The organism is Streptomyces sp. NPDC052225 (assembly GCF_040679615.1).
Lineage (GTDB): Bacteria > Actinomycetota > Actinomycetes > Streptomycetales > Streptomycetaceae > Streptomyces.
The window spans coordinates 387,615-413,225 of the sequence record NZ_JBFAVD010000003.1; the positions used below are offsets into that span (position 1 = coordinate 387,615).

General features: G+C 69.7%; 22 protein-coding genes and 1 pseudogene. 20 read left to right on the plus strand and 3 right to left on the minus strand.

All coding sequences use genetic code 11. The annotated features are described in order from the left end of the window. Positions 1-97 precede the first annotated feature (97 nt). Positions 98-166, plus strand: a pseudogene (locus tag AB0L37_RS07465) (zinc-ribbon domain-containing protein); the annotation flags it as partial. Positions 167-184: 18 nt separating this feature from the next. Next, positions 185-2,425, plus strand: a complete 2,241-nt coding sequence (locus tag AB0L37_RS07470) for a hypothetical protein (protein ID WP_365501464.1) — start codon at positions 185-187, stop codon at positions 2,423-2,425. Here AB0L37_RS07470 and AB0L37_RS07475 read toward each other — a convergent pair. Beyond that, entirely contained in the window at positions 2,409-2,786 is a 378-nt protein-coding gene (locus AB0L37_RS07475) for a PASTA domain-containing protein (RefSeq protein ID WP_365501338.1), read from the minus strand. The two genes, AB0L37_RS07470 and AB0L37_RS07475, sit on opposite strands and share 17 nt — an antisense overlap. A 60-nt stretch (positions 2,787-2,846) precedes the next feature. After that, on the minus strand, positions 2,847-3,365 hold the full coding sequence (locus AB0L37_RS07480; RefSeq protein ID WP_365501340.1) for a GNAT family N-acetyltransferase: 519 nt from the start codon (positions 3,363-3,365) through the stop codon (positions 2,847-2,849). A gap of 204 nt (positions 3,366-3,569) precedes the next feature. Here AB0L37_RS07480 and AB0L37_RS07485 point away from each other — a divergent pair, with 204 nt between their 5' ends. Beyond that, positions 3,570-4,871, plus strand: coding sequence for a geranylgeranyl reductase family protein (locus tag AB0L37_RS07485; RefSeq protein WP_365501342.1), 1,302 nt, complete (start codon positions 3,570-3,572; stop codon positions 4,869-4,871). A 58-nt stretch (positions 4,872-4,929) separates the two neighbouring features. Then, the gene (locus tag AB0L37_RS07490; RefSeq protein ID WP_365501344.1) at positions 4,930-5,256 is read left to right on the plus strand and encodes a putative quinol monooxygenase; all 327 of its coding nucleotides are present in this window, start codon (positions 4,930-4,932) and stop codon (positions 5,254-5,256) included. A 105-nt stretch (positions 5,257-5,361) separates the two neighbouring features. On the opposite strand, the gene AB0L37_RS07495 is transcribed toward AB0L37_RS07490, so the two are convergent. Further along, complete coding sequence (locus tag AB0L37_RS07495; RefSeq protein WP_365501346.1) at positions 5,362-6,171, minus strand: C40 family peptidase; 810 nt, start codon at positions 6,169-6,171, stop codon at positions 5,362-5,364. Between the two features lie 684 nt (positions 6,172-6,855). Between AB0L37_RS07495 and AB0L37_RS07500 the strand changes: the two genes are divergently transcribed. The 16 genes from AB0L37_RS07500 (at position 6,856) to AB0L37_RS07575 (ending at position 25,594) form a co-directional block, all read left to right on the plus strand. Next, positions 6,856-7,215, plus strand: coding sequence for an NADH-quinone oxidoreductase subunit A (locus AB0L37_RS07500; RefSeq protein ID WP_007383963.1), 360 nt, complete (start codon positions 6,856-6,858; stop codon positions 7,213-7,215). A 34-nt stretch (positions 7,216-7,249) separates the two neighbouring features. Beyond that, complete coding sequence (locus tag AB0L37_RS07505) at positions 7,250-7,804, plus strand: NADH-quinone oxidoreductase subunit B family protein (protein WP_006133126.1); 555 nt, start codon at positions 7,250-7,252, stop codon at positions 7,802-7,804. After that, positions 7,801-8,541 (plus strand): NADH-quinone oxidoreductase subunit C, encoded by a 741-nt coding sequence (locus AB0L37_RS07510; protein WP_365501349.1) that lies wholly within the window; start codon positions 7,801-7,803, stop codon positions 8,539-8,541. The genes AB0L37_RS07505 and AB0L37_RS07510 overlap by 4 nt, the downstream gene beginning before the upstream one ends. After that, positions 8,541-9,875, plus strand: coding sequence for an NADH-quinone oxidoreductase subunit D (locus tag AB0L37_RS07515; protein ID WP_365501351.1), 1,335 nt, complete (start codon positions 8,541-8,543; stop codon positions 9,873-9,875). The genes AB0L37_RS07510 and AB0L37_RS07515 overlap by 1 nt, the downstream gene beginning before the upstream one ends. After that, positions 9,872-10,738: an NADH-quinone oxidoreductase subunit NuoE gene (gene nuoE / locus AB0L37_RS07520; RefSeq protein ID WP_365501353.1), complete on the plus strand. Its 867-nt coding sequence runs from the start codon at positions 9,872-9,874 to the stop codon at positions 10,736-10,738. The genes AB0L37_RS07515 and nuoE overlap by 4 nt, the downstream gene beginning before the upstream one ends. After that, complete coding sequence (gene nuoF / locus AB0L37_RS07525) at positions 10,738-12,105, plus strand: NADH-quinone oxidoreductase subunit NuoF (protein WP_365501355.1); 1,368 nt, start codon at positions 10,738-10,740, stop codon at positions 12,103-12,105. Before nuoE ends, nuoF begins: the two co-directional genes overlap by 1 nt. After that, the gene (locus tag AB0L37_RS07530) at positions 12,102-14,606 is read left to right on the plus strand and encodes an NADH-quinone oxidoreductase subunit G (protein ID WP_365501357.1); all 2,505 of its coding nucleotides are present in this window, start codon (positions 12,102-12,104) and stop codon (positions 14,604-14,606) included. The genes nuoF and AB0L37_RS07530 overlap by 4 nt, the downstream gene beginning before the upstream one ends. Beyond that, entirely contained in the window at positions 14,603-15,976 is a 1,374-nt protein-coding gene (gene nuoH, locus AB0L37_RS07535; protein ID WP_365501359.1) for an NADH-quinone oxidoreductase subunit NuoH, read from the plus strand. Before AB0L37_RS07530 ends, nuoH begins: the two co-directional genes overlap by 4 nt. Further along, positions 15,969-16,577 (plus strand): NADH-quinone oxidoreductase subunit NuoI, encoded by a 609-nt coding sequence (nuoI, locus tag AB0L37_RS07540; protein ID WP_365501361.1) that lies wholly within the window; start codon positions 15,969-15,971, stop codon positions 16,575-16,577. The genes nuoH and nuoI overlap by 8 nt, the downstream gene beginning before the upstream one ends. After that, positions 16,574-17,401 (plus strand): NADH-quinone oxidoreductase subunit J, encoded by an 828-nt coding sequence (locus AB0L37_RS07545; protein WP_365501363.1) that lies wholly within the window; start codon positions 16,574-16,576, stop codon positions 17,399-17,401. Before nuoI ends, AB0L37_RS07545 begins: the two co-directional genes overlap by 4 nt. Next, positions 17,398-17,697, plus strand: a complete 300-nt coding sequence (nuoK, locus tag AB0L37_RS07550; protein ID WP_004927567.1) for an NADH-quinone oxidoreductase subunit NuoK — start codon at positions 17,398-17,400, stop codon at positions 17,695-17,697. Before AB0L37_RS07545 ends, nuoK begins: the two co-directional genes overlap by 4 nt. Before the next feature lie 13 nt (positions 17,698-17,710). Continuing rightward, complete coding sequence (gene nuoL / locus AB0L37_RS07555) at positions 17,711-19,624, plus strand: NADH-quinone oxidoreductase subunit L (RefSeq protein ID WP_365501365.1); 1,914 nt, start codon at positions 17,711-17,713, stop codon at positions 19,622-19,624. A gap of 5 nt (positions 19,625-19,629) precedes the next feature. Then, the gene (locus tag AB0L37_RS07560) at positions 19,630-21,228 is read left to right on the plus strand and encodes an NADH-quinone oxidoreductase subunit M (protein WP_365501367.1); all 1,599 of its coding nucleotides are present in this window, start codon (positions 19,630-19,632) and stop codon (positions 21,226-21,228) included. Next, positions 21,225-22,874, plus strand: coding sequence for an NADH-quinone oxidoreductase subunit NuoN (nuoN, locus tag AB0L37_RS07565; protein WP_365501369.1), 1,650 nt, complete (start codon positions 21,225-21,227; stop codon positions 22,872-22,874). The genes AB0L37_RS07560 and nuoN overlap by 4 nt, the downstream gene beginning before the upstream one ends. A 173-nt stretch (positions 22,875-23,047) precedes the next feature. After that, entirely contained in the window at positions 23,048-25,006 is a 1,959-nt protein-coding gene (recQ, locus tag AB0L37_RS07570; RefSeq protein WP_365501371.1) for a DNA helicase RecQ, read from the plus strand. 18 nt (positions 25,007-25,024) lie between these two features. Continuing rightward, positions 25,025-25,594, plus strand: coding sequence for a TIGR03086 family metal-binding protein (locus AB0L37_RS07575; RefSeq protein WP_365501373.1), 570 nt, complete (start codon positions 25,025-25,027; stop codon positions 25,592-25,594). Positions 25,595-25,611: the final 17 nt, after the last annotated feature.

The following is a 25,611-nucleotide window of genomic DNA, read 5'->3' on the forward strand; positions in this document are numbered from 1 at the left end:
CGCGGGAAAGTGTGTCCGTTGATTACGTGTGATTACTGGGTGACCGCCGGTGACGGCGGGCCGCCCGATCGTCCCCGGATCATCACGGAGCCCGCCGATGGCGTCGAACTGCCCGCACTGTGGAGCCGAGGCTCCCGATGAGGCCCTCTTCTGCATGAGATGCGGGCGGGAACGGTCACCGGCCGTGCCCGCCGCCCCGCCGCTGCCGCCCCCTCCCGCCTACGCCCCGGGCCCCGCTCAGCCCTCGGCCGTCGGGCAGTTCCTCGGGCGTGCGCTGCGCGGCGACTGGGCCGGGGCCGCGCAGGCCGCGCTGTGGCCGGTCGGGTTCCTGCTGGTGAGCGCCTTCGCGTTCGCCATCCCCTCGTACGGGCAGGACGCGGACGACGTCGTGGTCGGCTTCACGGACCGTATGCGCATCGCCCTCGCCTCCCTGCTCCAGGGCGTCGGCGGCAGCCTGGAGATCTCGGGCTCCGCGTCCTCGTCGTCCTCCAACTCCTCCTTGTACGGCGACAGTTACGAGGCGACGGCATCCGGCAGCGCGTCGATCTCCCTCGTCCCGCTCCTCGTCACGGTGCTGTGGATCGTGCTGCTCGTGGTCGGCGTACGGATGCTGCGCGGACGGCTGTACGCGCGGGTCGTGCCCGGCGCGCCCGACGGCGCCACCGCCGGGCTCGAAGCGGCCGTGCGCGTCGCCCTGTTGGTGACCGGCGCGACCCTCGTGCTCGGCCTCATCGCGCAGCCCGAGATCCAGGGCGTCGAACTGTCCGCCGCTCCCTTCCTGACCGCCCTGTGGACGCTGCTGCTCTCCCTCGCCGTGGCCGGGGGAGTGCTGCACGCCGACGACCTGCGCTACCGGGTGGCCGGGGCGCGGCCCGGCGTACGGATGACCGTGCGTGCCTTCGGTACGGCCGTGCGCGCCATGGGCTGGGTGCTGCTCATCGCCGCCGTCCTCGGCTACGTCGGGCTCGCCCTCTTCGGCGAGGACGGCGGCAACAGCCCCTCCGACGCCGCGGACTCCGCCGACTTCGACGGGTCGGCCGCCGCGGCGCTCGGCGCGTTCCTGATGCTCCTGCCCAACCTCGCGCTCGCCGTGCTGGGCCTGAGCTGGGGCGCACCGCTCCAGGTGGAGGCCCGCGGCACGTCGTCGTTCGGCGGGGGCGGGTACGAGCGCGAGTCGTTCGGCCTGTCCCGGCTCGGCGACGAACTCGGCTCCGGCGCCGTCGTCTACGCCCTCGCCCTCGGCCTCGTCTGCGCCCTGACCGCGGGCGTGCTCATCGCCCGCCGCTCCCTCGACCGGCGCGAGCAACTCCTGTCCGCGGGGCTCTTCTTCGGCCTGTTCCTGCTGCTCGCCGGGGTCGGCGGCCTCGGCATCGACTCCACGGGCGGCCTCGACGTCCTCGGTGGCGGGAGCAGCGGCTCAAGACAGGTCGACATGGGCCTGAGCGTGCCGGACGCGCTGCTGTTCGGTCTCCTCTGGATCGGTGGGGCGGCGTTCGCCGGGCCGTATCTGTTGCAGGTGGCCGGGGTGGGTGCGGGGGCCGCGGTGGCGCCGCCGCTCCCTGGTCAACTGTCGTATCCCGGGGCCCAGTTCGCGCCTCAGCCGCCGCCCGCCCCGGCCGGCCCGTTCCCGCCGCAGCAGCCTCCGTCCCCGTACGATCCGCACACCGTCCACCTCGCACCCGCGCCGCCCGGCGGCCCGCCGCGGCCCAAGCGGCGCGTGGGGATCTGGGTCGGCACGATCGTCGGCGCCTTCGTCATCGGGGGCGGCGCCGCGGCCGGCGTACTCCTGCTCAGCGACGACGGCGACGGCGGCAAGGACGACGCCGGGAACGGCCGGCCGGCCGCCGCCCGGACGACGGAACCAGCCGCCTCCGCCTCCCCGGAGCAGCCGGCGTCCGAGCAGCCGACCGGGAGCGCGAGCCCGGACTCCGCCTCCGCCTCGGGCGAGCCCACGGACCTGCCGGACATCCCGGACGGCTACCACCAGGTCTTCGACGAGAAGGGCTTCTCCTTCGCCGTGCCGGAGGTGTGGCAGCGGCAGGGCGTCGAGAACGGCAGCCAGATCACGTACGCGGGCAGCACCGGCCAGGAGCACTTCCTCATCGGCGTCATCCCGGACGCCCCCTACACCTCGTACGACAACTTCCTCGCGATGGAGAAGCACCTCAAGGCCGACAAGAAGAAGAGCGGCTACCAGCGTCTGCGCCTGGAGAAGAACACCTTCCAGGGGCGTACGGGCGCGCTGTGGGAGTACACGTACGAGAACGAGGCCGGGCAGACCGTCCACGGCATCGACCAGGCCTACATCGCCGCGGACGGCACCGAGTTCGCGATCCTGCTGTCGGTGCAGGACGACGTGTGGAGCCAGTCCGAGGAGATCTACCGGGTCGCGCTCGACACCTGGCGGCTCACGGACACGGACTGAACGGCCCGACGGGCTCCACCGGCCCGACGGGTTCGGCCGGCTCGACGGGCTCCGGGAGTTCGCGGCGCAGGCCGCCGCCCCTGGGGCCCGGCTCGCGGGGTACGCGCACGCCCCCGCCGCCCTCGCCCTCACCGAGGTCGAACCAGACCGTGATCACGGCGTCCCTGGGCACCATGACGCCCGGATCGGGGTACTGGCGCACCACGTAGTCCACGGTGACCCGGTGGAAGTCGCGCCGGTCGGCCGCGGCGATGAGCACCCCGTGCTCATGGGCGGCCTGGCGCGCGTCGACCGCCATCAGGCCGACCAGCTTCGGTACGCGCACGTCCGGCGTCTCGGGTGTCTTGGGTGTCTTCGGCACGGATGTCACCCCCAGGCGGTACCGGAAGGGTAGCCCGGGGGCGTCGGCGCCGGAAGCGCGCTACAGCATCAACCGGAAGCAGTGGCCCTGCTTCCCGGTCGGCGTCACGAACGTCTCGGCCAGCTCCATGCCGAGGCGGCGGGTGACCGCGATCGAGCGGGCGTTCTCCGCGAGGACCATCGCGACGACGCTGCCGACGCCCGCCGCCCGTACCCGCTCGATCGTGGCGTGCGCGGCGGCCGTCGCGTACCCCTGGCCCCAGTACGCGCGGCCCAGGCGCCAGCCGATCTCGATCTCGCCGACCGGACCCCAGGTGCCCGGCCACGGCTGCGCGCCGGTGAAGCCGATGACGTCCCCCGCGGCGTCCGTCATCGTCCACAGACAGAAGCCGTGCTCCGCGTCGTGCCGCCGCTGACGCGCGGTCAGCTCCTCGTACACCGACAGCTCCGCCGAGGCGCCGCCGTGGAACTCCATGACGTCCGGGTGGTCGAACACGCGGTGCCAGGCGAAGGCGTCCTCATGGGTGGGGACCCGCAGCCGCACGGCGGGCGGCACGAACACATCGGCGACTTCGGTCATGGGCTGGCCCTTCGCTGGGAGATCGGTGCCGCTGCTGTTCCTACCCGGGGGACAACCCCCGGACCCCCGGCCGGGAAAACCCACGGCTCGGGGCGCGCGGACCGATCCGAGGGAGGCGATCGTCGGTGAATAGACTGCCCATGTCCGTGCCGGACGGCACACCGTTTTCGAGATCACCGTTTTCGAGTCTGGGGAGAACCCGCCGTGACCGAGCAGCCCAAGCCCCTCTCCGAGCACAGCGCAGATGTGATCGTCGTCGGGGCCGGGCCCGCCGGTTCGACGACCGCCTACTACCTGGCGAAGGCCGGCCTGGACGTCCTGCTCCTGGAGAAGACGGCGTTCCCCCGCGAGAAGGTCTGCGGCGACGGTCTGACCCCGCGCGCCACCAAGCAGCTCGTCTCCATGGGCATCGACATCTCCGAAGAGGCGGGCTGGCTGCGCAACAAGGGCCTGCGCATCATCGGCGGCGGCGTCCGACTCCAGCTCGACTGGCCGGATCTCGCCTCGTACCCGGACTACGGTCTCGTCCGCAAGCGCGACGACTTCGACGAGCAGCTCGCGCGCCAGGCGCAGAAGGCGGGCGCGCGCCTGTACGAGCAGTGCAACGTCGGCGCCCCCATCACCGACCCGCGCACCGGCCGCATCACCGGCGTGCACGCCAAGCTCGGCGACGCCGGCGAGAAGCGCGACGTCACCTTCCACGCCCCGCTCGTGGTCGCCGCCGACGGCAACTCGACCCGGCTCTCCCTCGCCATGGGCCTGCACCGCCGCGAGGACCGCCCGATGGGCGTCGCCGTCCGTACGTACTTCACGTCTCCCCGCCACGACGACGACTACCTGGAGTCCTGGCTGGAGCTGTGGGACAAGCGCGGGCCCGGCGAGGACCGGCTCCTCCCCGGCTACGGCTGGATCTTCGGCATGGGCGACGGCACGTCCAACGTCGGCCTCGGCATCCTCAACTCCTCCAAGGCGTTCAAGGAGTTGGACTGGCGCGAGGTCCTCAAGGCCTGGTGCGCCTCGATGCCGGAGGACTGGGGCTACACCCCCGAGAACATGACGATGCCGATCCGCGGCGCCGCCCTGCCCATGGCCTTCAACCGCCAGCCGCACTACACCAAGGGCCTGCTCCTGGTCGGTGACGCGGGCGGCCTGGTCAACCCGTTCAACGGCGAGGGCATCGCGTACGCCATGGAGTCGGGCCAGATCGCCGCCGACGTCATCGTGCAGGCCCACGCCCGCCCCACCGACGCCAGCCGTGAACTCGCCCTCCAGCGCTACCCGCAGGTCCTCAAGGACACCTACGGCGGCTACTACACGCTGGGCCGCGCCTTCGTGAAGCTCATCGGCAACCCGAAGGTCATGAAGATCGCGACGCAGCGCGGCCTGACCCACCCGGTCCTGATGAAGTTCACGCTGAAGATGCTGGCCAACCTGACCGACCCGACGGGCGGCGACGCGATGGACCGCATCATCAACGGCCTGAGCAAGGTCGCCCCGAAGGCCTGACCAGGTCTCCTACAGGCCCGGTTTTGCCGGTTTCGGCCGCTCGGGGCAGGGTGGACGCATGATTTTCATCGCCGTGAAGTTCACCGTCCGCCCCGAGCACGCCGAGTCCTGGCTGGAGAAGACCGCGGCCTTCACCGCCGCGACCCGCGCCGAGGAGGGCAACCTCTTCTTCGACTGGTCCCGCAGCGTCGAGGACCCGAACCAGTACGTCCTCATCGAGGGCTTCCGGGACGGGGACGCGGGCGCCGCACACGTCGGCTCCGCCCACTTCAAGGCGGGGCTCGACGCCATGGCCCCGCTCATCGCCACCACCCCCGAGATCATCAACGCCGAGATCCCGAACGAGGGTTGGGGCCCGATGGGGGAGCTCGCCCCGCAGGGCTGAACCGCTTGTGCACCGAAGCACAACGCTGTTCAACAGACTGCTCAACGGCGAAGGGCCGCCGCACCCGATACGGGAGCGGCGGCCCTTCGGCCGTTCACAGGTACCTCAGAGGACGCGGACCGCGCCGCTCGCCGGGTAGCCGGACAGGTCCTGGATGACAACGCCCTTGGAGGGGTTGGCGGCGTCCAGGTACTGGCCGTTACCGATGTAGACACCGACGTGGTACGCGGAGCCGGCGCCACCCCAGTACAGGAGGTCGCCCACCTGGATGTTGGAGAGGGAGACCGGGGTGCCGAAGGTCGACTGCTCCTGCGAGGTGCGCGGGAGGTCGACGCCGGCCTGCTTGAACGCGGCCTGGGTCAGACCGGAGCAGTCCCACGAGCTCGGGCCCGTGCCGCCCATCACGTACGCGTCGCCGACCTGAGCCTTCAGGAAGCTGATGACGGCCGCGACGGAGCCGCTGGCGGGCGCGGAGGCGGTGGAGGCCGTGGCGAGCGTCGTGCGCTCGCTGGAGCGGGACGCGGCGGCCTTCTCGGCGGCCTCGCGCTCGGCCTTCGCCTTGGCGGCGGCCTCGGCCTTCTTCTTGGCCTCCGCCTTCTTCTCGGCGGCGAGCTGGTCCTTCTTGGCCTGGTCGGCGGCCTTGGCGAACGCCTCTTCGCGCTCCGCCTGGAGCTGGTAGTTGGCCGCGGCCTGCTGGGTGGCGTCCGCGGACTGGGCGACCTGCGTGGACAGGTCGGCGGTGAGCGTGGGCAGCTCGATGGTCTGCGTCACCGGCTCGGCCGCGTTCGCCGCACCGGACGCACCGGCGACTGCCAGGGTGCTGAGGACGCCACCGGTAACTCCTGCGCGCAGGGCCATCTTCGAGGCGCTGCGGCGGGGCTTCCGGTGGCTGGGTATGTGAGCGGTGTGGGACATGAGTACAACCGCTATCAGGGCTTCACCGTTCCCTTCAAGAAACGTGTGGTGCGCCACAGTTGTGAAGCCGCCGCGTGAATCCCGTTACCGACGGCCCTTATTGACGCCGTAACGGGCAATACGGACACCCTTGATCAGGGCTGTGATCATGGGGTTTCAGTAATACGCCCGAATTGCCCCGGGCCTACCACTGGTTGAGGCCGTTGGCCAAGCCCGGTTTCCGGGACGTTACTTGGCGCGTGACGCAGGTCACACGGGACCCCTAGGGGTCGACCCTGGCGTCCACTTCCGTCCACACCTCTCCCTCTGATGTGTGAACGACGTCCACTATCAGCCAATGCCGTCCAGCGCCAATTTGCCTGCCGTGCAGCCCTCTTGATAGTGCGCCGAGCCTCCGACCTGCGGTAACCGGGCAAGTTGTCACCACTGGTGATCACTCAGGCGCTTCGAGTGTGAAGATCACCGCTCATCCGACTTCATGATCCTTCGTCAGGTGGTGGAGATCACAAAGTAGTTGGCGTACCCCGTGTCGCAGATCACAGAGCGGCAGGCATAGGATGCGGGGCAGTTGGGCTTGTGACCTGCTTCACATGTAAGCGATCTTCGACCGTTTGCAGGAGGGGCGGGAGCCGCGGGCCCGTGCAACCGCCAGCAGTCAGTGCCGACTGAGAGGAGCGAGGAGCGGTGAACGCGTATGCGCCCATCCTCGTACTGGGAGCCCTCGGGGCAGGCTTTGCGATCTTCTCCGTGGTCATGGCCACGCTTATCGGTCCAAAGCGGTACAACCGGGCCAAACTCGAAGCCTACGAGTGCGGTATCGAGCCGACCCCCACGCCGGCCGGCGGCGGGCGCTTCCCCATCAAGTACTACCTGACGGCGATGCTCTTCATCGTCTTCGACATCGAGATCGTCTTCCTCTACCCCTGGGCCGTCACCTTCGACGCCCTGGGGGTTTTCGGGCTCGTGGAGATGCTGCTCTTCGTGCTCACCGTCTTCGTCGCCTACGCGTACGTGTGGCGGCGCGGCGGCCTGGAATGGGACTGAGCCCCGTACAGGGGACGACAGGAGCCAGAGAGCAATGGGACTCGAAGAAAAGCTGCCGAGCGGATTCCTCCTCACCACCGTCGAGCAGGCCGCGGGCTGGGTGCGCAAGTCCTCCGTCTTTCCCGCCACGTTCGGGCTCGCGTGCTGCGCCATCGAGATGATGACGACGGGCGCGGGCCGCTACGACCTGGCGCGGTTCGGCATGGAGGTCTTCCGCGGGTCACCGCGCCAGGCGGACCTGATGATCGTCGCCGGCCGGGTGAGCCAGAAGATGGCCCCCGTCCTGCGCCAGGTCTACGACCAGATGCCCAACCCCAAGTGGGTCATCTCCATGGGGGTCTGCGCCTCGTCCGGCGGGATGTTCAACAACTACGCGATCGTGCAGGGCGTCGACCACGTCGTCCCGGTCGACATCTATCTGCCCGGCTGCCCGCCCCGGCCCGAGATGCTGATGGACGCGATTCTCAAGCTCCATCAGAAGATCCAGTCCTCCAAGCTCGGCGTGAACGCCGAGGAGGCGGCCCGTGAGGCGGAGGAGGCGGCGCTCAAGGCGCTGCCGACGATCGAGATGAAGGGGCTGCTGCGGTGAGCGACGCCCAGAGCAACGGGACCAATCCCGAGAAGGACCTCAGCGCCTCCAACCTTCCGGGGCAGCGCGGCGAGGGCGGCGAGGAGATCCGCGTCCAGCGCGGCATGTTCGGCGCCGACAACGGCGGGGACACCTCCGGCTACGGCGGCCTGGTCCGCTCGATCCGGCTGCCCGGCGAGGCCTCCCGCCCCTACGGCGGCTGGTTCGACGAGGTCGCCGACGAGCTGGAGGGCGCCCTGGAGGAACAGGGCCTCGTCCCCGAGAACGCCATCGACAAGACGGTCGTCGACCGCGGCGAGCTCACCTTCCACATCGAGCGCGAGCACCTGGTGCGCGTGGCGCAGACCCTGCGCGACGACCCGGCGCTGCGCTTCGAGCTCTGCACCGGCGTCTCCGGGGTCAACTACCCCGGCGACAAGGGCCGCGAGCTGCACGCCGTCTACCACCTGCGGTCGATCACCCACAACCGGCTGATCCGCCTCGAGGTCTCCATGCCCGACGCGGACCCGCACGTCCCGTCGCTGGTCTCCGTGTACCCGACGAACGACTGGCACGAGCGCGAGGCGTACGACTTCTTCGGCATCGTCTTCGACGGCCACCCCGCGCTGACGCGGATCATGATGCCGGACGACTGGCAGGGCTTCCCGCAGCGCAAGGACTACCCCCTCGGCGGCATCCCCGTCGAGTACAAGGGCGCCCAGATCCCGGCTCCGGACCAGCGGAGGTCGTACTCCTGATGACCACTCCTTCTTCTGCTCCCTCCGCTTCGCCGCGCGAGACCACCGAGGGCACCGTCTACACGGTCACCGGTGGCGACTGGGACGAGATCGCCCAGACCGCGGCCAAGTCCGACGACGAGCGCATCATCGTCAACATGGGACCCCAGCACCCGTCCACGCACGGGGTGTTGCGCCTGATCCTGGAGATCGACGGCGAGACGGTCACCGAGGCCCGCTGCGGCATCGGCTACCTCCACACCGGTATCGAGAAGAACCTCGAGTTCCGCACGTGGACGCAGGGCACCACGTTCGTGACGCGCATGGACTACCTGACACCGTTCTTCAACGAGACGGCGTACTGCCTCGCGGTCGAGAAGCTCCTCGGCATCGAGGACGAGATCCCGGACCGGGCGTCGATCATCCGCGTGCTCCTGATGGAGCTGAACCGGTTGTCCTCGCACCTGGTCTGCATCGCCACCGGCGGTATGGAACTCGGCGCGACCACGATCATGATCTACGGCTTCCGTGATCGTGAACTCATTCTCGACATCTATGAGTTGATCACCGGCCTGCGGATGAACCACGCGTACATCCGGCCCGGCGGACTCGCCCAGGACCTGCCGCCCGGCGCGGTGGACCAGATCCGCGAGTTCGTGAAGAAGATGAAGAAGAACCTTCCCGAGTACGACAAGCTCGCCACCGGGAACCCCATCTTCAAGGCCCGTATGCAGGACGTCGGTTACCTCGACCTCGCGGGCTCCATGGCCCTCGGCGCCACCGGACCGATCCTGCGCTCCGCCGGCCTGCCGCACGACCTGCGCAAGGCGCAGCCGTACTGCGGCTACGAGAACTACGAGTTCGACATCCCGACCGCCGACACCTGCGACTCCTACGGGCGCTTCCTGATCCGCCTGGAGGAGATGCACCAGTCGCTGCGCATCGTCGAACAGTGCCTGGACCGCCTGGCCCCCGGCCCGGTCATGGTCGGCGACAAGAAGATCGCCTGGCCCGCCCAACTGGCCCTCGGGCCCGACGGGCTCGGCAACTCGCTCGACCACATCAAGAACATCATGGGCACCTCCATGGAGGCCCTCATCCACCACTTCAAGCTGGTGACCGAGGGCTTCCGCGTCCCGCCGGGACAGGCGTACGCCGCCGTGGAGTCGCCCAAGGGGGAGCTCGGTGTGCACGCCGTGTCCGACGGCGGCACCCGCCCCTTCCGGGTCCACTTCCGCGACCCGTCCTTCACCAACCTGCAGGCCATGGCGGCGATGTGCGAGGGCGGCCAGGTCGCCGACGTCATCGTCGCCGTCGCGTCCATCGACCCCGTGATGGGAGGCGTCGACCGGTGACCACCAGTTCTGCTGAACCCGCAGGGCAGGGCGTCAGCCTGGGCATGCCCCAACTGCCCGCGCCCGCTTACCCGGACGACGTCCGAGCCCGGCTCGAGGCGGATGCGAAGGAGATCATCTCCCGCTACCCCGGCTCCCGCTCGGCGCTCCTTCCACTGCTGCACCTCGTGCAGGCCGAGGAAGGCCATGTCACGCGGACCGGCATGCAGTTCTGCGCGGACATGCTCGACCTGACCACCGCCGAGGTCACGGCCGTCGCGACCTTCTACACGATGTACCGGCGCAAGCCGAGCGGCGACTACCAGGTCGGCGTCTGCACCAACACGCTGTGCGCGGTGATGGGCGGCGACGCGATCTTCGAGTCGCTCCAGAAGCACCTCGGCGTCGGCAACAACGGCACCACGGACGACGGCAAGATCACGCTGGAGCACATCGAGTGCAACGCCGCTTGTGATTTCGCTCCCGTGGTGATGGTCAACTGGGAGTTCTTCGACAACCAGACGCCCGAGACCGCGAAGCGGCTCGTCGACGACCTGCGCGCGGGCACGCAGGTGTCACCCACGCGCGGCGCCCCCTTGTGCACCTTCAAGGAGACCGCGCGCATCCTGGCCGGGTTCCCCGACGAGCGCGAGGGCGCCGTCGAGGCGAGCGGCAGCGCGGGCCCGGCCTCGCTGATCGGTCTGCGTCTGGCCAAGGGCGAGACGCCGGCGCGCGTGGTCCACCAGCGCGCCGAGACGGTGAAGGGCGAACAGCCCCACGAACCGTCGCCCACCGAGCACTTGAGCTCGCACGACGCGCCGCAGGACACATCGGCCTCCGACCCGGCGCACCCCGCGGGTCCGACCGCCGAGGAGGGGGAGTGATGACCTTGGCAGCCGAGATCGACAACAACGACACCAGCCCGGAGAAACTGCTCGCTCCGGTCCTGTCGGCCTTCTGGGACGAGGACGAGTCCTGGTCCTTGGACGTGTATCGCCGGCACGACGGCTACGAAGGCCTGCGCAAGGCCCTCGCGATGTCGCCGGACGATCTCATCGCCTATGTGAAGGATTCGGGGCTGCGCGGGCGCGGAGGCGCCGGGTTCCCGACGGGGATGAAGTGGCAGTTCATCCCGCAGGGAGACGGCAAGCCGCACTATCTGGTTGTCAACGCCGACGAATCGGAGCCGGGGACCTGCAAGGACATCCCGCTCCTCTTCGCGAACCCGCACAGCCTCATCGAGGGCATCGTGATCGCGTGTTACGCGATCCGTTCGGAGCACGCGTTCATCTACTTGCGCGGTGAAGTGGTCCCCGTACTGCGGCGGTTGCACGAGGCCGTGCGCGAGGCCTACGCCGCGGGGTATCTCGGGCAGAACATCCTCGGGTCCGGTCTCAACCTTGAGCTCACCGTGCACGCCGGCGCAGGCGCGTACATCTGTGGTGAGGAGACCGCACTCCTGGACTCGCTCGAAGGCCGTCGTGGCCAGCCGCGACTGCGTCCCCCCTTCCCTGCGGTCGCGGGCCTCTACGCATGCCCCACTGTGGTGAACAACGTCGAGTCCATCGCGTCGGTTCCCGCGATCCTGAATCGCGGGAAAGACTGGTTCAAGTCGATGGGCAGCGAGAAGTCCCCGGGCTTCACGCTCTACTCGCTCAGCGGCCACGTCGCCTCGCCCGGCCAGTACGAGGCCCCGCTCGGCATCACGCTGCGCCAGCTGCTCGACATGAGCGGCGGCATGCGGCCCGGCCACCGCCTCAAGTTCTGGACACCGGGCGGCAGTTCGACCCCGATGTTCACCGAGGAGCACCTCGACGTCCCCCTCGACTACGAGGGCGTCGGCGCCGCCGGCTCGATGCTCGGCACCAAGGCGCTCCAGTGCTTCGACGAGACGACCTGCGTCGTACGCGCCGTCACCCGCTGGACCGAGTTCTACGCCCACGAGTCCTGCGGCAAGTGCACGCCGTGCCGCGAAGGGACGTACTGGCTCGTGCAGTTGCTGCGCGACATCGAGGCCGGCAAGGGCGCGATGGAGGACCTCGACAAGCTCAACGACATCGCCGACAACATCAACGGCAAGTCGTTCTGCGCCCTCGGCGACGGCGCCGCCTCGCCGATCTTCTCCTCGCTCAAGTACTTCCGCGAGGAGTACGAGCAGCACATCACGGGCAAGGGCTGCCCCTTCGACCCGGCCCGCTCGACTCTCTGGGCCGACCGGACCGACCAGCACCGCACGGAGGTGAACGCGTGACCGTCACGACCAACAACGCTCCCTCCGGGGGCGGTGAGGCGGCCGTACCGCCGGAGGACCTCGTCTCCCTCACCATCGACGGCATCGAGATCAGCGTCCCCAAGGGAACGCTGGTCATCCGGGCCGCCGAACTGCTGGGCATCGAGATCCCCCGGTTCTGCGACCATCCGCTCCTCGACCCGGCCGGCGCCTGCCGCCAGTGCATCGTGGAGGTGGAGGGCCAGCGCAAGCCGATGGCGTCCTGCACCATCACCTGCACCGACGGCATGGTGGTCAAGAGCCAGCTCTCCTCGCCCGTCGCCGAGAAGGCGCAGCGCGGCGTGATGGAGCTGCTGCTCATCAACCACCCGCTGGACTGCCCGGTCTGCGACAAGGGCGGCGAGTGCCCGTTGCAGAACCAGGCCATGTCGCACGGCCAGTCCGACAGCCGCTTCGAGGGCAAGAAGCGTACGTACGAGAAGCCGGTCCCGATCTCGACGCAGGTGCTGCTCGACCGTGAGCGGTGCGTGCTGTGCGCGCGCTGCACCCGGTTCTCGAACCAGATCGCGGGCGACCCGATGATCGAGCTGATCGAGCGCGGCGCGCTCCAGCAGGTCGGCACGGGTGAGGGCGACCCCTTCGAGTCGTACTTCTCCGGGAACACGATCCAGATCTGCCCGGTCGGCGCCCTGACGTCGGCGGCGTACCGCTTCCGCTCGCGCCCCTTCGACCTGGTGTCGTCGCCGTCGGTGTGCGAGCACTGCGCGGGCGGCTGCGCGACGCGGACGGACCACCGGCGCGGCAAGGTCATGCGCCGCCTCGCGGCCAACGACCCCGAGGTCAACGAGGAGTGGATCTGCGACAAGGGCCGCTTCGGCTTCCGTTACGCGCAGAAGCCCGACCGGCTCACCATGCCGCAGGTCCGCGACGAGGCGACCGGTGAGCTGCGGGCCGCGTCCTGGCCCGAGGCGCTGGAGGTCGCCGCGCGGGGGCTCGCCGCCGCGCGCGGGCGGGCCGGCGTGCTCACCGGCGGCCGGCTGACCGTCGAGGACGCGTACGCGTACAGCAAGTTCGCGCGCGTCGCCCTCGACACGAACGACATCGACTTCCGCGCGCGGGTGCACAGCAGCGAGGAGGCCGACTTCCTGGCAGCCCGCGTCGCCGGGCGCGGTCGCGATCTGGACGGCAGCGGCGTCACGTACACGAAGCTGGAGAAGGCCCCGGCCGTGCTCCTGGTCGGCTTCGAGTCGGAGGAGGAGGCGCCCGGCGTCTTCCTCAAGCTCCGCAAGGCGTGGCGGGCGCACGGCCAGAAGGTGTACTCGCTCGCCACGTATGCGACGCGCGGCCTGGAGAAGGCCGGCGGCACGCTGCTTCCGGCGGCTCCCGGCACCGAGTCCGAGTGGCTGGACGCGCTCGCCGCAGGCGTCGGCCTGGAGGACGCCGCGGGTGTGGCGGCCTCGGAGGCCCTGCGCGGCGAAGGTGCCGTGATCGTCGTCGGCGAGCGGCTCGCGGCCGTCGCGGGCGGGCTCACCGCCGCCGTGCGGGCCGCGACCGCGACCGGCGCGCAACTGGTGTGGATCCCGCGCCGCGCGGGTGAGCGCGGCGCCGTCGAGGCGGGCGCGCTGCCGTCGCTCCTGCCGGGCGGCCGTCCGGCGACCGACCCGCGCGCGCGTGAGGAGGTCGCCGCCGCCTGGGGTGTGGCCGAACTGCCGCACCGCTACGGACGCGACACGGGCCAGATCGTCGAGGCGGCTGCCTCCGGCGAACTGAGGGCCCTGGTCGTGGCCGGCGTCGAGGTCGCCGACCTCCCCGCACCGGCACGCGCGCGTGAAGCCCTTCACGAGGTCGGGTTCCTGGTCTCCCTGGAGCAGCGGCCGAGCGAGGTCACCGCCCACGCGGACGTCGTCCTGCCGGTGGCCGCGGTCGCCGAGAAGGCCGGCACCTTCCTCAACTGGGAGGGGCGGGCGCGGATGTTCGAGGCCGCGCTCAAGCCCGACCAGATGACGCGCCGGGTCGCCCCGACCGACGGGCGCGTGCTCCAGATGCTGGCCGACGCCATGGACGTACACCTCGGTCTTCCCGATCTGCGCGCCGCGCGCGGTGAGCTGGACCGGCTCGGCCACTGGGACGGTGCGCACGCCACCGAGCCACTGGAGACCGGGGCCCAGCTGCCGCGGCCCGCGAGCGGCGAGGCCGTGCTCGCCGGGCACCGGATGCTGCTCGACCTCGGCCGTCTTCAGGAAGGCGACGAGGCGCTGGCCGGCACCCGGCACGCCGCACACGCGCGCGTGTCCGCCGCGACGGCCGCCGAGGTCGGCGTGAAGGACGGCGACGCGCTGGCGGTCACCGGTCCGGCAGGAACCGTCGAACTGCCGCTCCAGGTCACGGAGATGCCCGACCGCGTGGTCTGGCTGCCGCTCAACTCCGTGGGCAGCGGCGTCGCTTCGGACGCGGGCGCCGTCCCCGGCGACCTCGTGAAGATCGGCCCGGCCGTCGCCGAGGCCCCGGAGGTGCAGTCATGAGTCCCCTGGCACTCGAAGACCTGTCGATGTTCGGCACCGACCCGTGGTGGCTCGTCGTCATCAAGGCGGTCTTCTGCTTCGCCTTCCTGATGCTGACCGTGCTGTTCTCCATCGTGTGGGAGCGCAAGGTCGTCGCCTGGATGCAGCTGCGCATCGGCCCCAACCGGCACGGCCCCTGGGGCATGCTCCAGTCGCTCGCCGACGGCATCAAGCTGATGCTGAAGGAAGACCTGATCGTCAAGCGCGCGGACAAGGTGGTCTACATCCTCGCGCCGATCATCGCCGCGATCCCCGCCTTCATGGCGATCGCCGTGATCCCGTTCGGCCCCGCGGGCAACGAGATCTCGATCTTCGGCACCCGTACGACGATGCAGCTCACCGACCTGCCGATCGCGATGCTCTACATTCTCGCGGTCGCCTCCGTCGGCATCTACGGCATCGTCCTCGCGGGCTGGTCGTCCGGGTCGACGTACCCGCTCCTCGGCGGCCTGCGCTCCTGCGCGCAGATGATCTCGTACGAGATCGCGATGGGCGCCGCGTTCGCCTCGGTGTTCCTGTACTCGGGCTCGATGTCGACCTCGGAGATCGTCGCCCAGCAGCACGACCGCTGGTACATCGTGCTGCTGCCGGTGTCGTTCCTGATCTACATCGTGACGATGGTCGGCGAGACGAACCGCGCCCCGTTCGACATGCCGGAGTCCGAGGGCGACCTCGTCGGCGGCTTCAACACCGAGTACTCGTCCATCAAGTTCGCGATGTTCATGCTCGCCGAGTACGTGAACATGGTGACGGTCTCGGCGGTGTCCGTGACGCTCTTCCTGGGCGGCTGGCGGGCTCCGTGGCCGATCTCCACGTTCTGGGAGGGCGCGAACCACGGCTGGTGGCCGATGCTCTGGTTCGTCATCAAGGTCCAGCTGCTGCTGTTCTTCTTCATCTGGCTGCGCGGCACGCTGCCGCGCGTGCGCTACGACCAGCTGATGAAGCTCGGCTGGAAGGTCCTCATCCCGGTCTCGGTGGTGTGGCTGATGGCCGTGGCGACGGTGCGCACGCTGCGCAACGAGAACTACGACTTCGGGTCGATCGTCCTGTACGTCGCCGGAGGCATCCTCGTCGTCCTGCTGCTGTCGTACCTCGTCGACATGTTCCTCGACCGGGGAGGCGAGCGGGACACGGCAGTCGAGGAGCCGGCCGCCTTCGACCCCATGGCGGGCGGATTCCCCGTGCCGCCGCTGCCCGGACAGACCCTGCCGCCCGTGCCGCGCCGACGGCCGCGCCACGAGCGGGAGTTGATTGTCAGTGGCGGCCCCGATACTGCGAGTGACGAATCACTTGGCGGATCTCGAGACGGAAAGGAGGCGTCCGATGGCTGACGAGAAGCATGAGAAGGACACCAAGCCCGGGTTCCAGAACCCTGTCGCAGGCTTCGGCGTGACCTTCAAGGCCATGTTCAAGAAGCGGCTGACCGAGCAGTACCCGGAGCAGCAGAAGACCACCGCTCCCCGCTTCCACGGCAGGCACCAGCTCAACCGCCATCCGGACGGCCTGGAGAAGTGCGTCGGCTGCGAGCTGTGCGCCTGGGCCTGCCCGGCGGACGCCATCTACGTGGAGGGCGCGGACAACACCGAGGAGGAGCGCTACTCCCCGGGTGAGCGCTACGGCCGCGTCTACCAGATCAACTACGCCCGCTGCATCCTGTGCGGTCTGTGCATCGAGGCGTGCCCCACGCGCGCGCTGACGATGACGAACGAGTTCGAGCTCGCCGACAGCAGCCGCGCCAACCTCATCTACACCAAGGAGCAGCTGCTCGCCGGCCTGGAGGAGGGCATGGTCGAGTCGCCGCACTCGATCTTCCCCGGCATGGACGAGCAGGACTACTACCGCGGCCTGGTGACGGAGGCGGCGCCCGGCACCGAGCGGCAAGTGGCCGTCTCCAAGGGCGAGAAGCCTGAAGAAGAGGGGGTGGAGGCATGAGCGCGCAGCTCGCCGCCGCAGCCACACTCTCGGCGGGGACCTCCACCGGTGAGGCCTTCCAGTTCTGGGTCCTCGGTACGGTCGCCGTCATCGGCGCGCTGTGCACGATCCTGATGAGGAAGGCCGTGCACAGCGCCCTCTGCCTGGCCGGCACGATGATCATCCTCGCGGTGTTCTACCTGGCCAACGGGGCGTACTTCCTGGGCATCGTGCAGATCGTCGTCTACACGGGCGCGATCATGATGCTGTTCCTCTTCGTGGTCATGCTCGTCGGCGTCACCGCCGCGGACTCCCTGAAGGAGACCATCAAGGGGCAGCGCTGGCTCGCGGCCCTGTGCGGTCTCGGCTTCGGGGTGCTGCTGATCGCGGGCCTGGCGAACGCGTCGCTGACGCAGTTCAACGGCCTCGGCAAGGCGAACGCCGGGGGGAACGTGGAGGGCCTGGCCGCCCTCATCTTCACCAAGTACGTCTTCGCCTTCGAGATCACCGGCGCCCTGCTGATCACGGCCGCCGTCGGCGCGATGGTGCTCACGCACCGGGAGCGCACCGAACGGGCCAAGACGCAGCGCGAGTTGGCCGAGCAGCGGGTGCGCGAGGGCAAGCACCTGCCGCCGCTGCCCGCCCCGGGTGTGTACGCCCGGCACAACGCGGTGGACATCGCAGGCCTGCTGCCCGACGGCACCCCCTCGGAGCTCACGGTCATGCAGACGCTGCGCGAGCGCGGCCAGGTCCGTGACGTCTCGGGTGAGGCGCTCAGCGACCTCAAGGCCCTCGAACAGCGCTCGGCCGAGCGCCTGGAGCGTTCAGAGGAGGCGTCGAAGTGAATCCGGTCAACTATCTGTATCTCGCCGCCTTGTTGTTCACGATCGGCGCCACCGGCGTGCTCATCAGGCGGAACGCGATCGTCGTGTTCATGTGCGTCGAGCTGATGCTGAACGCGTGCAACCTCGCGTTCGTCGCGTTCTCCCGTATGCACGGCAATCTCGACGGCCAGATCATCGCCTTCTTCACGATGGTCGTCGCCGCCGCGGAGGTCGTGGTCGGGCTCGCGATCATCGTGTCGCTGTTCCGTTCCCGCCACTCGGCCTCGGTCGACGACGCCAGCCTGATGAAGCTGTAAGGGGTCGCATCCAGTGGAGAACCTGATTGCGCTGCTGGTAGCGGCGCCACTGCTCGGAGCGGCCGTACTGCTGTGCGGCGGGCGGGCGTTGGACCGGGTGGGTCATCTGCTCGGCACGCTGCTCGCGGCCGTCTCCTTCGTGATCGCCGTCGTGCTCTTCTCCGATCTGCTCGGCAAGGGCCCGCACGACCGCACGCTCAGCCAGCACCTGTTCAGCTGGATCCCCGTCGAGGGCTTCCGGGCGGACGTCGCCTTCCAGTTGGACCAGCTGTCGATGACGTTCGTGCTGCTGATCTCCGGTGTGGGCACGCTGATCCACCTGTACTCGATCGGCTACATGGAGCACGACGAGCGGCGCCGCCGCTTCTTCGGCTACCTGAACCTGTTCCTCGCGGCGATGCTGCTCCTCGTCCTCGCCGACAACTACCTTCTGCTGTACGTCGGTTGGGAGGGCGTGGGCCTCGCCTCGTTCCTGCTCATCGGCTTCTGGCAGCACAAGCCCAGCGCGGCGACCGCCGCGAAGAAGGCGTTCCTGGTCAACAGGGTCGGCGACATGGGCCTGTCGATCGCGATCATGCTGATGTTCACGACGTTCGGCACGTTCGCCTTCACGCCGGTGCTCGGCACGCTGGAGCACCCCGGACTCGTCGACGGCACCTCCGAGGGCAAGCTCACCGCCGTGGGCCTGATGCTGCTGCTCGCCGCGTGCGGCAAGTCGGCGCAGGTGCCGCTGCAGTCCTGGCTCGGGGACGCGATGGAGGGCCCGACCCCGGTCTCGGCCCTCATCCACGCCGCGACCATGGTGACCGCGGGTGTGTATCTGATCGTGCGGTCCGGGGCGATCTTCAACGCCGCGCCGGACGCGCAGCTCGTCGTCACCATCGTCGGCGCGGTCACGCTGCTGTTCGGTGCGATCGTCGGTTGCGCGAAGGACGACATCAAGAAGGCCCTCGCCGGGTCGACGATGTCGCAGATCGGCTACATGGTCCTCGCCGCGGGCCTCGGCCCCATCGGCTACGTCTTCGCGATCATGCACCTGGTGACGCACGGCTTCTTCAAGGCCGGGCTCTTCCTCGGCGCCGGTTCGGTCATGCACGGCATGAACGACGAGGTGGACATGAGGAAGTACGGCGCCCTGCGCAGGTACATGCCGGTCACCTTCGTGACGTTCGGGCTCGGGTACCTCGCCATCATCGGCTTCCCCGGTCTGTCCGGCTTCTTCTCCAAGGACAAGATCATCGAGGCGGCGTTCGCGAAGGGCGGCACGGAGGGCTGGATCCTCGGCTCCGTCGCCCTGCTCGGCGCGGCCATCACGGCGTTCTACATGACCCGCGTGATGATCATGACCTTCTTCGGTGAGAAGCGCTGGCAGCCCGACGCGGACGGCCACCAGCCGCACCCGCACGAGTCGCCCTCGTCCATGACGATCCCGATGATCGTGCTCGCGGTCGGCTCGGTCTTCGCCGGTGGCTTCTTCTCCATCGGGGACCGCTTCCTGAACTGGCTGGAGCCCGTCACCGGGCACAGCCACGGGGACGCGCCGATCAGCGCGGGCGTCGTCACCGGCGCCACCATGGTCTGCCTGGTGATCGGTGTGGGCATCGCCTGGCTCCAGTACGGGCGTCGCGAGGTTCCCGTCGTCGCACCGCGCGGTTCGCTGCTCACCCGCGCGGCCCGTCGCGACCTGCTCCAGGACGACTTCAACCACGTCGTCCTCGTCCGCGGCGGCGAGCACCTCACGCGCTCGCTGGTCTACGTCGACCACACCCTGGTCGACGGGGTGGTCAACGGCACGGCGGCCTCGGTCGGCGGCCTCTCCGGCCGGCTGCGCAAGCTCCAGAACGGCTACGCGCGCTCGTACGCCGTCTCGATGTTCGGCGGTGCGGCGGTCATCGTCGCCGCGACCCTGCTGATGAGGGCGGTCTGATACCGATGTCCTTTCCTCTGCTGACAGCGACGGCGGTACTGCCGGCCGTGGGCGCCATCGCCACGGCCGCCGTACCGGCGAAGCAGCGCACCGCGGCCAAGTGGCTCGCGCTGCTGTTCTCGGTCGCGACACTGGTCGTCGCCGCGGTGGTCGCGGTCCGCTTCGACCCGGACGGCGACCGCTACCAACTCACCGAGTCCCACTGGTGGATCAAGGACTTCGGGGTCCGCTACGAACTGGGCGTGGACGGCATCGGGGTGGCGCTGATCGCGCTGACCGCGCTGCTCATCCCGTTCGTGATCCTGGCCGGCTGGCACGACGCCGACCCGCAGGAGACCGGCGCTGAGTCTCTCAGCAGCTTCGCTGCCGGGCGGTGGCGGCCGACGCAGGGCTTCTTCGCCCTGATCCTCCTGGTCGAGGCGATGGTGATCATCTCCTTCGAGGCCACCGACGTCTTCGTCTTCTACATCTTCTTCGAAGCCATGCTCATCCCGATGTACTTCCTCATCGGCGGCTTCGGCGACCGCGCGGGCCCGCACGGCGAGAAGGAGGCCGCGACGCAGCGCTCGTACGCGGCGGTCAAGTTCCTCCTCTACAACCTCGTCGGCGGCCTGATCATGCTGGCGGCCGTCATCGGTCTGTACGTGGTGGCCGGGAGCTTCTCGCTCTCGGAGATCGCCGAGGCCCGTGCGTCCGGCTCGCTCGACATGGCGACCAACACCGAGCGGCTGCTCTTCCTCGGCTTCTTCTTCGCCTTCGCGGTGAAGGCCCCGCTGTGGCCGCTGCACACCTGGCTGCCGAACGCGATGGGCGAGGCCACGGCCCCGGTCGCCGTACTGATCACGGCAGTTGTCGACAAGGTCGGCACGTTCGCGATGCTCCGCTTCTGCCTCCAGCTCTTCCCCGAGGCGAGCAAGTGGGCGACGCCGGTCATCCTGGTCCTCGCGCTCATCAGCATCGTCTACGGAGCGCTGCTCGCGGTCGGCCAGCGCGACATCAAGCGCCTGGTCGCGTACGCGTCGATCTCGCACTTCGGCTTCATCATCATGGGCATCTTCGCGATGACCAGCCAGGGCCAGTCCGGCGCGACGCTCTACATGGTCAACCACGGCCTGTCGACGGCCGCGTTGATGCTGGTCGCCGGGTTCCTGATCTCGCGGCGCGGCTCGCGGCTCATCGCTGACTACGGGGGCGTGCAGAAGGTCGCGCCGGTGCTCGCCGGCACGTTCCTGATCGGTGGCCTGGCGACGCTGTCGCTGCCGGGGCTCGCGCCGTTCGTGAGTGAGTTCCTGGTCCTGGTCGGCACGTTCTCGCGCTACCCGGTGATCGGCATCATCGCCACGTTCGGCATCGTGCTCGCCGCGCTCTACACGCTGGTCCTCTACCAGCGCACCATGACGGGCCCGGTCAAGCCGTCCAACGAGGGCATCGCGGATCTGCGGGTGCGTGAACTCGCGGTCGTGGTCCCGCTGATCGGCGTACTGATCTTCCTTGGTGTGTACCCGAAGCCGCTGACCGAGCTGGTGAACCCGGCGGTCAAGCACACGATGTCCGACGTCCAGAAGAAGGACCCGAAGCCGGAAGTGGAGGCGGCCCACAAGTGAGTGCATCAGCCGTCCACAGCCTGTGGACAACAGCCGCCGATCCGATCACCAAGATCGACGCACCGAAGATCGAATACGGGCAATTGTCCCCGACCTTGATCGTCATCGGTGCCGCCGTCCTGGGGGTCCTGGTCGAGGCGTTCGTGCCCCGTAAGTCCCGCTACTACGTCCAGGTGTTCCTGTCCGTCGTCGCGCTCGCCGCCGCCTTCGCCGCGGTCGTCGGGCTCGCGGCCGGCGGGTACGGCACCACCAAGGCGCACATCGCGGCCATGGGCGCGATCGCCGTCGACGGTCCGGCGCTCTTCCTCCAAGGGACCATCCTGCTGGCCGGGTTGGTCGCGATCTTCACCTTCGCGGAGCGGCGGCTCGACCCGGAGGCGCACGGCAACCGCGTCGACTCGTTCGCCGCGCAGGCCGCGTCCGTGCCCGGCAGCGACAGCGAGAAGGCCGCGGTCAAGGCCGGGTTCACCACCACCGAGGTGTTCCCGCTCGCGCTCTTCGCGATCTCCGGCATGCTGGTCTTCCCCGCGGCGAACGACCTGCTGACGCTGTTCGTCGCCCTGGAAGTCTTCTCGCTCCCGCTGTACCTGCTGTGCGCCGTGGCCCGCCGCAAGCGGCTCATGTCGCAGGAGGCCGCGGTCAAGTACTTCCTGCTCGGCGCCTTCGCCTCGGCGTTCACCCTGTTCGGCATCGCGCTGCTCTACGGCTACGCGGGCTCGGTCTCGTACGCCACGATCGCGAGCGTCGTCGACGGCTCGATCCAGAACGTGGACCCGGCGCTCGCCGACACCATGGGCAACGACGCGCTGCTGCTCATCGGCATGGCGCTGGTCGTCATGGGCCTGCTGTTCAAGGTCGGCGCCGTCCCCTTCCACATGTGGACGCCGGACGTCTATCAGGGCGCCCCGACGCCGGTCACCGGCTTCATGGCGGCCGGTACGAAGGTGGCCGCCTTCGGTGCGCTGCTGCGGCTCCTGTACGTGGTCCTGCCGGGGCTGCGCTGGGACTGGCGGCCGGTCATGTGGGCCGTCGCCATCGTCACGATGCTGGGCGGCGCGATCGTCGCGATCACGCAGACCGACATCAAGCGGCTGCTCGCGTACTCGTCGATCGCGCACGCCGGCTTCATCCTGGCCGGTGTCATCGCCACCTCGCCCGACGGCGTCTCGTCCGTCCTCTTCTACCTGGGCGCGTACTCCTTCGTCACGATCGGCGCCTTCGCCGTGGTGACGCTGGTGCGCGACGCGGGCGGCGAGGCGACGCACCTGTCGAAGTGGGCGGGGCTCGGCCGGCGCTCCCCGCTGGTCGCGGCGGTCTTCGCCGTCTTCCTGCTGGCCTTCGCGGGCATTCCGCTGACGTCCGGCTTCGCGGGCAAGTTCGCCGTGTTCAAGGCGGCGGCCGAGGGCGGCGCGGGCGCGCTGGTCGTGGTCGGTGTGATCTCGTCGGCCATCGCCGCGTTCTTCTACATCCGCGTGATCGTCCTCATGTTCTTCAGCGAGCCGAAGGCGGACGGCCCGACCGTCGCCGTGCCCTCGCCGCTGACCATGACGACCATCGCGATGGGCGTCGTCGTCACGATCGTGCTGGGCGTCGCGCCGCAGTACTTCCTGGACCTGGCGGGCCAGGCGGGCGTGTTCGTGCGGTAGCGCCCCCGTCGGGCGCGCGGGAGCCCGGTCCCCGGTCGGGGGCCGGGCTTCCGGCGTGTGCGGGGACGGTGCGCGCCCCCAGCCTGTGGATAACTTCGGGGGTTGTCGGTCCGGCCCCCTATGGTTGCTGGGGAAGTCGAGAGTGGACGAGAGCGGCAGGACGGGACTGGGGTATGAGCGAGGTGACCGAGAGCGAGGCGCTGGCTACGCTCCATCGCGTCTTCGGGTATGACGCCTTCCGCGGCGAGCAGGAAGCGATCATCGAGCACGTGGTGGGCGGCGGGGACGCCGTCGTCCTCATGCCGACCGGCGGCGGCAAGTCGCTCTGCTACCAGATCCCGGCCATGGTCAGACCCGGTACGGGCGTCGTCGTCTCGCCGCTGATCGCGCTGATGCAGGACCAGGTGGACGCGCTGCGGGCGCTCGGCGTGCGCGCCGGGTTCATGAACTCGACGCAGGACTTCGACGAGCGCAGGACCGTCGAGGCCGAGTTCCTCGCGGGCGAGCTGGACGTCATCTACCTGGCACCCGAGCGGCTGCGCCTCGACTCCACGCTCGACCTGCTCTCGCGCGGCAAGATCTCCGTCTTCGCCATCGACGAGGCGCACTGTGTGGCGCAGTGGGGGCACGACTTCCGCCCCGACTACCTGGCCCTGTCCGTGCTCGGTCAGCGCTGGCCCGACGTGCCGCGGATCGCGCTCACCGCGACCGCGACGCACGCCACGCACCAGGAGATCACCCAGCGCCTCGGCATGCCGGACGCGAAGCACTTCGTGGCGAGCTTCGACCGGCCCAACATCCAGTACCGGATCGTGCCCAAGGCCGACCCGAAGAAGCAGCTCCTGACCTTCCTCAAGCAGGAGCACGAGGGCGACGCGGGCATCGTGTACTGCCTGTCGCGCAAGTCGGTCGAGGCGACCGCCGAGTTCCTGTGCAGGAACGGGATCGAGGCGGTCCCGTACCACGCGGGCCTGGACGCGGGGACGCGGGCGCGGCACCAGTCCCGCTTCCTGCGCGAGGAGGGCCTCGTCGTCTGCGCGACCATCGCGTTCGGCATGGGCATCGACAAGCCCGACGTGCGCTTCGTGGCCCACCTCGACCTGCCGAAGTCCGTCGAGGGCTACTACCAGGAGACCGGGCGCGCCGGGCGCGACGGGATGCCGTCGACGGCGTGGATGGCGTACGGGCTCCAGGACGTCGTCCAGCAGCGGAAGCTGATCAACATGGGGGAGGGCGACGAGGCGTTCCGGCGCCGCGCCTCCGCCCACCTCGACTCGATGCTGGCCTTGTGCGAGACGGCGCAGTGCCGCCGCTCCCAGCTGCTCACGTACTTCGGGCAGGACGGCGCCGAGTCGTGCGGCAACTGCGACACGTGCCTGACCCCGCCGGAGACGTGGGACGGCACGGTCGCCGCGCAGAAGATCCTCTCCACCGTGGTGCGCCTCGAGCGGGAGCGGCGGCAGAAGTTCGGCGCGGGCCAGATCATCGACATCCTGCTCGGCAAGCGCTCCGCGAAGGTCATCCAGTTCGACCACGACCAGCTGTCCGTCTTCGGCATCGGCACGGAGCTCACCGAGAACGAATGGCGGGGCGTGGTGCGGCAGTTGCTCGCCCAGTCGCTCATCGCGGTCGAGGGCGAGTACGGGACGCTGGTGCTCACCGAGAGCAGCGGCACCGTCCTCGGGGGCGGGCGGGAGGTGCGGCTGCGCAAGGAGGCGCCGAAGCCCGCGACGACGCGTGCGGCGCGGGGCGAGCGCAAGGCCAAGACCGTCGCCGCGGACCTGCCGGCGGAGCTCGTGCCGGTCTTCGAGGCGCTTCGGGCCTGGCGCGGCGAGCAGGCGAAGGAGAACGGGGTCCCGGCGTACGTGATCTTCCATGACGCGACCTTGCGGGAGATCGCGCTCCAACAGCCCACGTCGCTCGGGCAGTTGGGGACAATCGGGGGTGTCGGCGAGAAGAAGCTGGCGACCTATGGCGAGGGCGTGCTGGCCGTACTGGCCGGTTCCGGCCCGGCCGGGGCGCCTGCGCAGGAGCCGAAGCGCGATGCCGGCCCGGAGCGCGATGCCGGCCCGGAGCCGGACTTCGGGCCCGAGCCGGACTTCGGCCCTGAGCCGGAGGACATCGACTGGTGAGCGTGACGAGGGGGGACCATGTCCGAGGTTGTGAGCAGGATCGACAAGGCCGTCGACATGATGGCGGGGGTCGTCGCCGTTCTCGGTGACGACGCGTGGGAGCGGCCCACGCCGTGCCGGGACTGGGATGTGCGCACGGAGCTCAACCACGTGGTGGGAGGCGCGCGGATCTTCGCCGCCGAGCTGACCGGGACCGAGGCCGGCGCCGCCCACGAGGCCGACTGGCTGGGGGAGGACCCGCACGGGGCGTTCGCCCTGGCCGCGCGGCTGGACCGGGCGGCCTGGGCGCGCCCCGACGCCCTGGACGGCACGGTGCGGCTGGGGTTCGGCACCGTGCCCGCGCCGATGGCGGCGCTGGTGCATCTCCTGGAGCTGGTGACGCACGGGGCCGACCTGGCACTCGCCGTCGGCAGGCCGGAGTTGATCGACGAGCAGGCCTGTGCGGACCTGCTCGCCGATCTGGACGGCATGGACTTCGAGCGGTTTCGCGGGCCGGGGCTGTTCGGGCCCGCGATACCGGCGCCCGGGGACGCCCCGGCGCACCGCCGGCTGCTGGCGTTCCTGGGGCGGGACCTTCCGGCGGGGTAGCGGTCGGCGCCGGGGCC